Consider the following 13,335-nt stretch of genomic DNA (forward strand, 5'->3'; position numbering starts at 1 on the left):
AGGATTTTGGATAAAAAAAATCCGTCCCCTCTCAGGGACGGATATAAAATTCCGCAACCACCCTGTTTCTCCATTGAAACAAGCACGATTCTGCAACGTACCGGCATACGCGACTTCTGTAACGGGAAGTACCCGTGAAAACCTACTTACTTGTCTGAAACTTTCGGCTTTCCTTCTCAGGGATGATATTCAAGGCAGTTCCGACGCTGCATCACACCAGTCACAGCTCTCTGAAGACGGTTCCTCTGTCTTTACTGATTCCCTTCATGGAATTTACTTCTGTTATGTGTTAACTCTTTAATGAGTTAAACCAATTCTAACTCTGTTTGTTTTGATAGTCAAGTTTTTTTTTCAAAAACTCCTTCAGGCGTTCTTTCCTTCTCCGGCGAAGTACTCCTTCACAAGCTTTACAACCACACCGGAAAGCAGGAATACTGCGATAAGGTTAGGGATCGCCATCAGACCGTTGAAGGTCTCTGCGATACTCCAGAGAAGTCCAAGGTCAACAGTTGCGCCGATGATTGCTACCAGAGAGTACAGTACCATAAAAGGTCTGATAGCTTTTTCCTTAAAAAGGAACTCCGCACATCTGGCTCCGTAAAGTCCCCATCCAATGATAGTGGAAAATGCGAAGCAGCACATGGCAACTGCTGTAAAGATGGAAACCCAGTTTCCGTATGTACTGGTAAAACCGCTGATGGTAAGCTCCGCTCCTGCTGCTGCGCCATAACCAACCGGCACCCCGCTGCAGAGGATGACAAGCGCTGTCAGCGTACAGATCACGATCGTGTCCGTGAATACCTCAAAGATCCCGAAAAATCCCTGTTTTACAGGTTTTCTGGTGTCTGCACAGGCATGTGCGATGGAACCGGTACCAAGACCTGCCTCATTGGAAAAAATACCTCTGGAAACACCTTTTTTCATACTCATGAAAAAGCTTCCTACTACGCCGCCTGTCACAGATGCCGGATTAAATGCCCCTCTGATGATAGCGCTGAAAACCCCCGGAACATTTTTCCAGTTGATGATAACTACACCGACGGCAAGAATAATATAAAACAATGCCATAAACGGTACCAGCTTTTCTGTAACCTGGCCGATCCTTTTGATTCCGCCAAGCAGGATCATTGCCACAAGAATCGCAAGGATGATCCCCATAACAAGGTTTACCGTAGAAGTATTGTCTGCAGTGATCACATTGTAATTGATCAGTGCAGAATCAATGGCTGTTGTAATGGTATTAACCTGAGTTGCATTTCCGGTTCCGAAAACAGTGAGCACACCGAAGGCGGAAAACAGATAGGCCAGCCAGTGCCAGTGTTTTTTAAGACCATTCTTAATGTAATACATTGGTCCTCCAACCAGATCTCCGTTGGCATTGGTTTCGCGGAAATGTACTGCAAGTGTTACCTCGGAAAACTTTGTACACATTCCCAGAATTGCGGAAATCCACATCCAGAATACGGCTCCCGGTCCTCCGATGGCGATGGCACCTGCAACACCTGCAATATTTCCGGTTCCCACGGTAGCCGCCAATGCGGTGCAAACAGCCTGAAACGGTGTCAGACTTCCATCGGAAGCTTCTCTTTTCCGAAGCATACGTCCGATAGTGACCTTGATGGCATAGGGGAATTTCCGGATCTGGAGAAAATTCGTGCGGATACTTAAATAAAGACCTACACCAATAATACAGATCATCGCAGGAACGCCCCAGATAAAATTGTTTATGGCAGCATTCACTGATTCAATAACAGATAACATTCTATAATCCTTCCCTTATTTAATTTTGTCTTTTCGGTCAGTACGTTTGTTTGTACAAAAAAGACGATTCTTCAAATTATAGCACATTTTCTGTCGAATGTATAAGAGAAAAGCTTTATAATTTTACTGCGATAAACAAAGAAAGTGAATAAAAGCTGCCAATCCTGTTGTCAAATATGTGATACACCTGTAGTAAAAATACTTATCTGTGGTCAGTATCATTTTCCGTATCGTCCAGGAATGTAAATATATATCCCCAGTATTTCTCTAGGATCTTGCCTCTGCTTCCATAGATCTCATGCTTTGTTCCGATCATATGGATATAATCGCAGGTGGTTTTTCCCTGACGGTTGATCTTTCCGGCAAAATTCTTCAGGGCACGGACAGACACCAGATCTTCGGTCTGGGCCTGGATGAGCAGCATTGGTGCCGTATACTTTTTCCAGCCGTAAAGACGCAGATACCAGCTCATCTCTGCGGAAGCCCAGAGCCAGCCGTAGGACGGAGACCAGGTCTGGAGTTCTTTGTGCTCTGCGCGGAGATTTTTGTAACGCTCATATCTTGGTTTTGATGTTGCGGAACTTGTCTCAAAAGAACCGCCGCCATCGTATGGTTTTTTGCCTGCTACGTATTCTTCATCTTTTCCCAGAATGCACTTCTCCAGAGCGATTCCGGTGGCTGCAGGCCACGGAACATTTCCGGTAAGAGGCCGGATCATCGGGGAGGAAAGAATTACTTTGTGAAACCAGTCCGGCTCCCAGACTGCCGCAATACCGCCAATAGCGCCTCCCATGGAATGTGCAAAAAGATCCAGTGGCAGATCCGGGTGAGCTTTTTTTATGTAGCGGCATGCTTTCAGAAAATCGCGGACATAACGTCTCCAGGTATCGATGTGTACCAGGGACGGATCTGCAGTAAGGCGGTAACTCCGGCCGTGACCACAGTGCTCCGGAATATACACGTGGTAGCCTTCTTTCAGAAAATAGTAGGCCACTTCATCGTATTTCGCTGCGGATTCTGTAAAACCGTGACTGATGACCACCACACCTTTTGGCGCATCAGACAGATACTGCAGCATGTGGATCTTACCTGTGATCCGTTTGTTTTCATTGCGAAATGGATAGTCTGCTCCCGGTACATATAGTTCCCTTTTCCGGGCTGACAGATATGGCTCTACGGTATTTTTCATGGTTTCTTCGTATTCGTTCTCATGTATGATCTGCATATTGATTAAAAACCTCCCTTACTTTTGGTGTATTGCTTTTTTCTCTGCGATTTATGTTTATCCTTTGTAAGATTTTTGAATGATCGTTGATTTCTGTCTTCTTACAGGATAACAGAATTCACTTCTTCCGGCAATGTTTTTTAGTCCATTTTGCTCTTTAATTTCTGTTAAAAAATACCCGGACATTTTCGCATGTACCGGGCATTTCTGTTATGATTTCTGTTGTGTCAAGCGGATATTCGCAATCCCGAAAAGGACTTCCCTGATTCGGTTAAAAGAATTTCACAATGTCTTCCACATCTTTACGTTTCGGGCGTGCAGGCTCCTCTGCTGCTTTTCCGATTGCAATCACTGCAACTACGGTCTCTGTTTCCGGAATGGAAAGGATCTCACGGAGCTTATCTCCTGTACGGAGTCCCATGATCACAGTTCCATAACCAAGCTCCCATGCTTTAAGAACCAGGTTCTCATTCTGAAGTCCCAGATCATAGCAGCCCCAGCCATTTCCAAGTTCATTATCCGGTGTACCGTCTTTCTGGAAACCGGAACGGTTCTGTACAAAAGTAGTAATGATCAGAGCCGCATTCTCTGCCTTGGGCTGGTTCATTTCCGGAAGGCATTCTTTGCTGATCTTCTCTACCATATCTTCAGATGTCACACAGTAATATCTTCCTGTCTGGGAGTTCTTCCAGCTTGGTGCTTCCTGTGCCGCCCTGATTATGGTAAGCAGCTCATCTTTTGTGATCTTTCCCTCCGGGCTGTATTTACGGATGGTTCTTCTCTCTTCGATCAGTTTCTGAAATTCCATATTGATCCTCCTCGTCTGGTGATGCAGAATTTGTGTAATCATTATTAAGTTCTGCGGTTATTGGTATGCTGATTTATATGTTCATATTTTTCATGAAATAATTTTAGCACAATACTGTGTTGAAATCAATTTGTACTGCGAACAACATATGTACTGTAAACATTGAACACTGCTGTTCGCAAAATCACAAGCTTTCTTCTCAGAATTCCAGCATCTGTCTGGAATCTGCACCATCTTTCTTAAAATCAGAATTCAGAAACTCTATCTTCTTCGGCTGCACCTTGATCAGGTTCATGGTATGCGGCATTTTTTTCAGCGCATCCAGCGGGATCTTCCGAAACTCTGCCGCTGCATTATACTCATCAGAAAACGGTGCCACAAGCTCTGCCTCTCCTGTCACCTGCATTCCCTTCAGTTTGCCAAAGCCCTCATATTTATCAAAAATGGCCAGACACACATTCTTATTCTTTTCCAGTGCGGCAAACTTCTCGCCGCCTTCGGAAAACATCCAGAATGCACCATGATGATACGTATACTCGATAGGTGTGCAGCGCACAAACTCTCCCGCACCCGTTGCCAGTGCACAGGTTTTATTTGCCAGAATATACTCTTCCACTGCTTTCTTCAGCTTCGCTTCATCCAGCTTTACACTTTCTGCGTCTTTTTTCTTCCAGTAGGATGCAGCCTCTTCATATTCTTCATGGGAAAGATCTGTTTTTTCCAGAATCTCCTCACATTCATCTTTATCCAGGCACAACGGAATTCCAGTTACACTGTTTACGTTAAACCCGCCGTACCAGGTTCCTGTTACCTCCAGGATATCTCCTACTTTATAGTCAGAAGAATACTCGTCATTTTTTTTGATTACTTTGATCTTTGCCATTTTTTTGCGCCTCCTGATCTTTCTATACAAACGGATTATAAAATCTTCCAAAACGGATGGTCACTGTAAGGCTGATAATAAGCAGCACAACACCCAGCCCCAAAGTAATGAAATCTCTTTTTACAAAAGGTCTCTTCATATACCAGCTTCGCTTCTTATTCTTTCCGAATCCGCGAAGCTCCATGGCGTTGGAGATCACATCGATCCGGTTCAGGCTGGTAAGAATCAGCGGCAGAAGAATATTTACAGAATTTTTCAGCCGGGCAAAAAAGTGCTCATTTTTTCCAAGCTCCACTCCTCTGGCCTGCTGCGCCTGACTGATGCTGTGATAATCCCTCTGGATATCCGGAATGTAGCGCAATGCGATCGCAACAGAATATCCAACTTTATAGGAAATGCCAATGCTGTTCAGACTGGCCGCAAATTCACTTGGATTGGTAGCAGAAATGAAAAGGATCGCTACCGGCAGCGCCACAAAATATTTCAGGGAAATATTCAGCATATAAAACAGCTGCTCCTGTGTCACATCATATCTCCAGAACAGATGACAGATGATATGTTTTGTCCCATACAAAGTCGTACCCTGATTCGGGTCAAACAGAAAAATAAACAGATTGTTCAGAAGCAGAAATACCAGCATAAAAATCATCATAAAGCGGACTTCTTTAAATTTGATCCTGCTGAGTTTAAATGCGGCAATACTCACCGCAAACAGCCCCAAAAGTACCCAGGTATTGTAGGTGATCATGCTGGCAAAGGTAAACAGCAGGAAAAAAGCAAGCTTGGTTGTACCGGTCAGCTTATGCACCACACTCTCCCGCGGCAGATAATTCAGTACTGTTTTAGCAGCCATGGCTACGCACCTCCCTGTCTTCCTTTATGAAACGTTCCACAAACGCTTCCGCCGGTGTGATATCCATATGGTTGGCCAGTGTGAACAGACTGGTCTCCTTCAAGGCCGCCTTCTGTATCAGCTCCGGATCACAGAGAACGGCTGCCGCACTTCTATCTGCAATCAGCTGTCCGTCTGCAAATACCAGTGCACGTGGTGTATATTCCAGCATCAGGTGCATGTCATGAGTGATCATTACAACCGTAACTCCCTGCTCATTTAAACCACGGAGAAATTCCATGATCTCTGTATAATGGTGGAAATCCTGGCCCGCGGTGGGCTCATCCAAAATGATCAGTTCCGGATTCTGCACAAGAACACTTGCAATTGTCACACGTTTTTTCTGCCCGAAACTTAAAGCAGATACCGGCCAGTTACGGAAGGGGTAAAGGCCGCAGATCTTTAAGGTTTCCTCCACTTTTTCCCGAATCTCTGCATCACTTTTTCCCATATTTTTAAGGCTTAATGCAACCTCATCGAAGATCATGGTCTTGGAGATCATCTGGTTGGGGTTCTGCATAACATACCCGATATACTTTGCTCTGTGACGAATATTTTCCTGAAGAAGATCTCTGCCGTCAAAAAGAATCTCACCGGAATCCGGCGTTTCAAAGCCGCACACAAGCTTGGAAAATGTGGATTTTCCGGCACCGTTTTTTCCGACGATGCTGACCATCTCGCCTTTCCCGATAGAAAGACTTACATTGCGAAGTGTCTGATGATCTTTTGTGTAACCAAAACTTAAATTCTTTACTTCCAGAAGAGGTGTTTTTTCTGCTTCTTTTTCTGCTGTCGGCTGAGCATGGAACCAGTTGTGGATCTTTGTTCTGTCTGATTCATTTATGATCACGGAATCCACATGGGAAGGTTTTTTCTCTGGAAGGATATCCACTCCTGCGTAGCGCATAGCTGTCAGATACAATGGCTCGCGGATTCCGTTTTCTCCCAGAAGCCCTGTGGAAAGCAGTTCATCCGGATGAAGATCTGCAAGGATTCCTCCGTCTTTCATAAGAATGATGCGGTCTACATTTCGCCACAGAACATCCTCGAGACGATGCTCGATGATCACTACAGTAGTATCCGTTTTTTCCTGGATCTCATCGATCAGCTCAATGGTCTGCTTGCCAGTGGCAGGATCAAGGTTCGCCAGCGGCTCATCAAAGAGAAGGATCTTTACCTGATCCACCATAACACCTGCAAGACTTACCCTCTGCTTCTGACCACCGGAAAGCTCATGGGGTGCATAGTCCATGTGGTTCTCAATCCCTACCAGTTCTGCCGCATGGCGGGTGATCTCATGCATCTCATTCTGGGGCGTGCAGCTGTTTTCCAGGGCAAAAGCAATGTCTTCCCCCACTGTCAGGCCGATAAACTGTCCGTCCGGGTCCTGTAATACAGTACCAACATGGGCAGACAGCTCGAAAATGCTGCTTTTTGGCGCATCGACGCCGTCTACAGTCAGCTCTCCGGTACATTCACCCGGATTGGAAAATGGATTCAGTCCGTTGATGCAGCCGGCAAGAGTGCTTTTTCCACAACCGGAAGGTCCGGCAATGAGAACTCTCTCACCTGGATAAATGTCCAGATTGATCCCCATCAGTGTGGGACGTTTCTGGGCACGGTACTGAAACGTAAAATTTTTAAAAGAAATAACAGGAGATTTTTTCTCAGTCATGTATTATTACCTCAATGAATCAATAAAACGTTCATATATTAAGAGAAGAAAAGCCTTTTCATCTGCCTTATAAGCACAATGAAAAGGCTTTTTGTCAAAGTTTTACTCCTGGTCCAGAGAACCTTTCTTTGCAATAGTTTTCGTATAAGCCAGGATCAGAAGTCCACCTACTACAGCTCCGGTAATTGTGTTGGAAACTGCTGCAAACGCACCCTGTGCAAATACTTTATTTGCAGGTTCTGCATAGATCAGAATGTCAAGTACAGGAGCCACAACGACCCATCCGATCACATGTGCAACCACATTTGCGATTACAAAAATCGTTACTTTTCCTTTACCGAACTCACCTTCCTGAACATTCAGTTTCTTCGCAAAAACACCGATTACCACACCTACAAACGCAGAAGTGATAACCCAGCTCCACCACGGGCTTCCGCCCCAGGACAGATCTACCAGTGTGTGACCGATGAATCCGATCAGTCCACCTGCAACCGGTCCGTACATTGCTGCCAGCAGAGCCAGTACTGCATACTGAAGGCTGATGTTCGTATTCGGTACCGGACTTGGGATTGCCACAAAACGTCCGAGCACGAAAAACAGAGCCGCACCAATACCGATGGCTACAACATTTTTAATGCCGTTATTGTTGTTCATAGTCTCTTCCTCCCTCAGTTTCCCACACTGTCTTCACCACAAGCCACAGCGCGGACTCGCCGTTCAGACACATGAGAATTTCTTCTTCATTTATGAAACACGCATAGTATACGACTTTTCTGAAGAAGTTGTCAATGGACAGACGCTTTGTCTTTACGATTTACCACATAAATTCCCACACAGACAAGGAACAGTGCGATCAGGCTTCCCATATTAAATGCCTGGCGTACTTCTCCCAGAACCAGTGCAGACAAAATTACGCTGAACAGGGGATTTACAAATCCAAAGATGGCAACTCTGGATACATCATTCCATGCAAGCAGCACTGACCACAGCGTATAAGCCACAGCGGAAACCATTGCAAGATAAAAAATAATTCCGATTCCGGCAGCATTTACCACTCCCAGATGTCCGCCCATTATTTTTCCGATAAGGAACAGAACGATCCCTCCCATGGTAAACTGTGTTCCGCTGAGTATTACCGGTGACACTTTTCTGGAAAAAATGTTGATCAGTACTGTAGACATTCCATAAGAAAACTGCGCGATCAGGATAAATCCTTCTCCCGTGAGCTTAAATCCTGCATCCAGGGAATTTCCCATCAGATTGATCACAACGACGCCTGCAAAACCCAGGATACATCCGATCATCTTTCTTCCTGTCATACGTTCCTTACGGAAAATAAAACAGGATAACAGAATCGCGATAAAGTTTCCAAGGCCTGTGATGATCGCACCTTTTACTCCGGAAGTATGCGCCACTCCGATATAAAAGAAGAAATACTGACACACCGTCTGCGCCAGGCAGACCGGTACTGCATATTTTAGGATCGTCCGGTCCGGGATCATGACTTTCCGTTCACTGATGGACGCAAAGATCAGTACCAGAATCCCTGCCAGTGCAAAACGCACTCCCGCAAAAACGATCTGGCTTGCAGTATCTGCAGAATCCACCTGCATCAGACGATATCCTGTCTTGATCAGCGGGATCGCACTTCCCCAGAGAAGACAGCAGACACAGGCAAGCGCCGCCACCACCCAGGTTTTTGTCAACGTTGTTTTTGTTTGTTTCATTTGTTTATTCTCTCTTTCCCAAAACTTCTTCCATCTGACTTAAGATGGATTTTATTTCATTTATTGCGCTGATACTGACGTCACGGAAATCAATCTTTTTCTCTTTTCCACGAAATTCCGCTTCATAAGTTCTGGCTTTCTCTTCATCTTTATCCTTATATCTGGCTTTTCCGATCAGCCAGGCACTGGAATCCGCATGGTCCGGATATTCCGTATTTCCCTGGATCAGAAAATCCTTCGAAGTTTCTGTCAGTGCTGTTTTCAGTTTTTCTGCTTTATTCAGAAATTCTTCGGTTACCTGTGGATAATGTTCTTTTATATAGAAGAGATTTTTGTGAATACAGGTGGCACTTTTTTCCATCAGTTTCCGTTCTTCCGGATTCTTAAAATTATCATATTCCCCTGGCTTCACTTCCCAGCCACGGATAGACTTACTCAGTTCCATCAGCCAGTACACATGTCGTGAAACATCTTCCGGGAACATGAAATAGGTAGAAAATTCATGATCGATCATCGGCGCAAGGCTGATAATCTCTCCCTCTTTATCACAGAGAAAAGCTACATTCTCATAATGATAATTCTGGTCTCCCTTCAGAACAGAGATCAGTACCTGCATAGCAAGCTGTTCTGCCAGATCTTCGTGTTTCTGGAAAAATTCCGATTCAAAGATGTCCCGATAATCGTAAAACATCTGGCAGTAGTTTACATAATTATCTATGTCAACTTTTTTATCCGGATATTTCCGGAAAAACTCCAGAAGATTCAGAAGGGACTCTCCCTCCTTATATGCCACAGGAACTGCGGTTCCATAATCGAGATATTTCTCATTTACCGCCTCATAACCCTCACAGATCGCCAGCTCATACTGTGGCGCAGGCATGAAATATTCATTAATGACCGTTGACCAGAATACCTCTGCATAAGCATATAGTGGTGTGGAAAATGGCTTGGATTTCGTCAGTGGTTTAAAGATCATATTCCCTGGAAATATGGGGAAATGCTTTTCCCCGCTTACCACACCTACGGCTTCCGCTTTAAGGTTTCCGATGCGGTCTTTATACCGATAATGTGTGACTTTATAACACATAGCAGTCATACCGTATTGCCTTTCCTTTCAGCGTATAGGACGGTTCCCGGCCGGCAAGATATTCACTTTTCAGCGGACGTTTGACGATGATCTTATCCGGATTCGCCTTGATAGCTGCATCAAAAAGATCCGTTTCCTCAGAACACGGTGGTTCCAGTTTCTGGATCAGCTGAAGTTTCTTATTGATCAGGCTGGATTTCTGCCTTGCCGGGAACATAGGATCCAGATAGATCACGTCCACCGGATCAAGAAGTTTTGACATACATTCCACACTGTTTCCTTCGATCACTTTCATACGACTGGCAATGTCTTTCAGATCTATATTTTTCTTCGCACGGCGAATGGCATCTTTCAGAAGAGCTGCAATCACCGGATTCTGCTCATACAAAGTCACCTCATATCCCTGAGCTGCCAGAAGAAAAGCATCTTCTCCCATTCCGGCTGTGGCATCAATGGCCTTCCTGCCCTCTTTATCAGACTTGGCAGCTTTCACCAGCATCTCATGCTGCAGCCGTCCATTGGTCACTCTGTGCAGCATAGACTCTACGAAATTACCCTGATAGGTCAAACCAAATCCCGACAGAGATACCCCTTTAGAATCAAACCGGACAGTAAGATAATCCCCCGGCTTATCCTGAATCGGCGCATCCGTCCTCCTGGCAAAAGACTCTGCCTGATCCCTTTGTCCACCCTTTCCAAGGCAGACTACGATTTTATTGTTCATTTTTGTTGTTCTCACTTCCATGGTTGTTTGTGGTAATCCTGAAGATATAAGTATAACATAGTATTACCAAAACATCGTATCATTTTTTTGAGAATGTCACATCATTTCTTAATGTTCCTCTTCCATCATTGCTTCAATCCATGCCTTTTTTGCATCCAATGCATTTGCTACCGCAATTTCAACAGTTTCACCGCAGGTAATGCACCCTGGCAAATCAGGATAAAAAGCCACAAATCCTCCCTCTTCCTTATCTTCTATAATTTCCATACGATAGGGCATTTCCATATAATCATTCAGCGTTTTCATTTTTATTCTCGGTCTCACTTTCGACTATTTGTCTTACCAGCTGGTAGATCGCTATTCCGTCTTTTCGGCCATTTCAACTCACAGCCTCTCAAGGAAGCTGACATAAAAAGAAAGTAAAAATCCTATATACAACGTTTTCTTTTTTCACTCTTGTAATATCTGATCTTTTTGTTTATAATAACCATTGGTTAGTGTTGTTCTATATGTTATCATAACCGTTGGTTAATATCAAGAGGTGAATTTTATGAATTTTTGTCCGGAAAGGCTGATCCAGCTTCGAACGTCCCTGAATATCAATAAAGCAGAAGCCGCACGCCAGCTTAATATTTCAGCTATGGCATACGGCCGTTACGAACGTGGAGAGCGTGAGCCCTCCTACCAATCTGCATGTTTTATCGCACAGACTTTTCATTGTAATGTAGATTTTTTATATGGAATATCTGACCAGATGGAAGCCGATCAGATCATCATCTCCCGTTCCGAATCACCGGAACTGTATGAACTGGTACAGACGATGCAGACAGACCAGGAACTGAGAAGCAGGATTTTTACTTATGTCAGGGAACTTTCATACAAAAAAACTGAGGAACTGTCCTGTAAATAGAACGGTTCCTCTGATATATTTTTCTTATATAGGGAAAATATCCATTATAAATATAGAAAATAACTCCCTTCTTCTGCCTGATTTATTCCCAGTCACTTCTCCGTTTTTTGTAGTCCTCATCAATCTGCCTTTTCCAGCTTTCATCAATACGCGCATCATTTCTGAATACAGAAATCGCTTCTCCGATCACCTGGTAATTCAGCATAGTTCCTCTGCTGTCACAATTATAATTTACCGCTCTGTCTTCACTGATGCCAAATCTTCCTGCCGTTTGTACCGCATCTATGTTTGCTCCCAGAAAAAGGAACTCCCAGCCATATCTGGATTTCTGACGCTCGATCATTCCTTTCACCTTTTTGGCACTGTAATAACGACTGGCATTTTCTTCCCCGTCTGTTATGATAACAAATAATGTACGCTCCGGCACATCCTCCATTCTGGCATATTTATGTACATTTCCAATATGATGGATTGCCCCTCCGACAGCATCCAGAAGTGCAGTACATCCTCCCACAAAATACTCTTTTTCTGTTAAGGGCCTGATCTTCTCTAAATCTACCCTGTCATGAAGAACTTCTGCCGTATTATCAAAAAGCACCGTAGAAACCAACACAGAACCTTTTTCTTTTTTCTGCTTTTCGATCATGGAATTAAATCCCCCAACCGTATCTCTCTCAAGTCCTGCCATAGAACCGCTTCTGTCAAGGATAAATACAATTTCTGTCGTCTCTTCCCTCTCGCACTCCCTGCCAAGTTCCCTGTCAAACTGGTTAAGGACTTTTCTCATATTGCCCGGAATTCTCTTCCTGCATTCTTCCCGCAGCTCCTCCGGCACTCCATAAAAAGCTTCCGCAATACTACCCGCAATAGCCGCCAGAGTATCTGTATCACCACCAATAGAAACTGCATTTCTTACAGTATCCTCGAAATCCTCTGCTTCCAGAAAAGCAATGATTGCTTCCGGTACTGTTTTCTGACAGCTCTCCACATGACGATAAAATGGCCGGATCTCATCCAATGTTCTGTTCAGATTATAATGAAATTCTCCTGTTACATATTCACGGATCTCTTCCTTTGACTTTCCATTTCGGGCAAGAAAAATACAGCTGGCCGTTGCCTCAGCACCTTTAATTCCTTCCGGATGATTATGTGTCACCTTTGCTGTTGCCCTTGCTGCTGCCCGGGTCTGTTCCAGATCCGGATATAACCATCCTGCTGCCGACACACGCATCGCAGAACCATTTCCATAGCTTCCATAAGGTTCCGGATGATCCGCCATAAGCCACTGACGAAATCTTCCGCCATACCCTGCTCTTGGATATCGTCTTCCCCATTTACGCATCTGATTCTGAACAGCATTTTCAATTGTTTCTTCATCCGCATTTATTCCGGTTTCCATTAAAGCTTCTGCCACCGCGATTGTCATTACAGAATCATCTGTAAAACGACATCCCCATGAAAACAGTTCAAAATCTTTTGTCTTATCGCCTCTGTCAAATTCAAATGGACTTCCAATAATATCTCCTAAAATCGCACCGTACATATATGCCTCCTGTCCCCGGAACCAATCCGGTAATCTTGTTTTTTTATTGTGATTTTATAATACACGGGTTTTATACCAGTATGGTCGCTGAACCGGCGAC

The 13,335-nt window shown here is 44.3% G+C and carries 12 protein-coding genes, 2 pseudogenes and 1 other annotated feature; of the genes and pseudogenes, 1 reads left to right on the top strand and 13 read right to left on the bottom strand.

The genetic code is table 11. The annotated features are described in order from the left end of the window. Positions 1-30: 30 nt before the first annotated feature. Positions 31-277 (bottom strand) — a binding site (T-box leader). A gap of 86 nt (positions 278-363) precedes the next feature. From KQI39_RS02875 to KQI39_RS02925, 11 genes and pseudogenes are all read right to left on the bottom strand, one after another. Continuing rightward, positions 364-1,761: an alanine/glycine:cation symporter family protein gene (locus KQI39_RS02875; RefSeq protein ID WP_216416297.1), complete on the bottom strand. Its 1,398-nt coding sequence runs from the start codon at positions 1,759-1,761 to the stop codon at positions 364-366. A 202-nt stretch (positions 1,762-1,963) separates the two neighbouring features. Then, a complete protein-coding gene (locus tag KQI39_RS02880; RefSeq protein WP_216416299.1) occupies positions 1,964-2,986 on the bottom strand; it encodes an alpha/beta fold hydrolase in 1,023 nt (340 codons plus the stop codon). A 271-nt stretch (positions 2,987-3,257) separates the two neighbouring features. After that, positions 3,258-3,794 carry a nitroreductase family protein gene (locus tag KQI39_RS02885; RefSeq protein WP_021977439.1) on the bottom strand — a complete coding sequence of 179 codons (537 nt, stop codon included), beginning with the start codon at positions 3,792-3,794 and terminating at the stop codon, positions 3,258-3,260. Positions 3,795-3,993: 199 nt separating this feature from the next. Further along, positions 3,994-4,677, bottom strand: a complete 684-nt coding sequence (locus KQI39_RS02890) for a pyridoxamine 5'-phosphate oxidase family protein (RefSeq protein WP_330384916.1) — start codon at positions 4,675-4,677, stop codon at positions 3,994-3,996. A gap of 22 nt (positions 4,678-4,699) precedes the next feature. Further along, complete coding sequence (locus KQI39_RS02895; RefSeq protein ID WP_173762723.1) at positions 4,700-5,530, bottom strand: energy-coupling factor transporter transmembrane component T family protein; 831 nt, start codon at positions 5,528-5,530, stop codon at positions 4,700-4,702. Continuing rightward, positions 5,520-7,244, bottom strand: a complete 1,725-nt coding sequence (locus KQI39_RS02900; protein WP_173762722.1) for an ABC transporter ATP-binding protein — start codon at positions 7,242-7,244, stop codon at positions 5,520-5,522. Before KQI39_RS02900 ends, KQI39_RS02895 begins: the two co-directional genes overlap by 11 nt. Positions 7,245-7,346: 102 nt before the next feature. Then, complete coding sequence (locus KQI39_RS02905; protein ID WP_173762721.1) at positions 7,347-7,898, bottom strand: ECF-type riboflavin transporter substrate-binding protein; 552 nt, start codon at positions 7,896-7,898, stop codon at positions 7,347-7,349. Between the two features lie 131 nt (positions 7,899-8,029). Further along, a complete protein-coding gene (locus KQI39_RS02910) occupies positions 8,030-8,971 on the bottom strand; it encodes a DMT family transporter (RefSeq protein WP_216416302.1) in 942 nt (313 codons plus the stop codon). A 4-nt stretch (positions 8,972-8,975) separates the two neighbouring features. Then, on the bottom strand, positions 8,976-10,067 hold the full coding sequence (locus KQI39_RS17230; protein WP_253293039.1) for a hypothetical protein: 1,092 nt from the start codon (positions 10,065-10,067) through the stop codon (positions 8,976-8,978). Next, a complete protein-coding gene (locus tag KQI39_RS02920) occupies positions 10,048-10,782 on the bottom strand; it encodes a class I SAM-dependent methyltransferase (RefSeq protein WP_216416305.1) in 735 nt (244 codons plus the stop codon). Before KQI39_RS02920 ends, KQI39_RS17230 begins: the two co-directional genes overlap by 20 nt. 117 nt (positions 10,783-10,899) lie before the next feature. Beyond that, positions 10,900-11,088, bottom strand: a pseudogene (locus KQI39_RS02925) (type II toxin-antitoxin system HicB family antitoxin); the annotation flags it as partial. Between the two features lie 244 nt (positions 11,089-11,332). Between KQI39_RS02925 and KQI39_RS02930 the strand changes: the two are divergent. Then, a complete protein-coding gene (locus KQI39_RS02930) occupies positions 11,333-11,692 on the top strand; it encodes a helix-turn-helix domain-containing protein (protein WP_021977433.1) in 360 nt (119 codons plus the stop codon). An 82-nt stretch (positions 11,693-11,774) separates the two neighbouring features. On the opposite strand, the gene KQI39_RS17825 is transcribed toward KQI39_RS02930, so the two are convergent. After that, complete coding sequence (locus KQI39_RS17825; RefSeq protein WP_173762740.1) at positions 11,775-12,479, bottom strand: vWA domain-containing protein; 705 nt, start codon at positions 12,477-12,479, stop codon at positions 11,775-11,777. A 57-nt stretch (positions 12,480-12,536) separates the two neighbouring features. After that, positions 12,537-13,235: pseudogene (locus tag KQI39_RS17830) on the bottom strand (ADP-ribosylglycohydrolase family protein); the annotation flags it as partial. Positions 13,236-13,335: the final 100 nt, after the last annotated feature.

This window comes from Blautia sp. MSJ-36 (genome assembly GCF_018917985.1).
GTDB lineage: Bacteria > Bacillota > Clostridia > Lachnospirales > Lachnospiraceae > Blautia_A.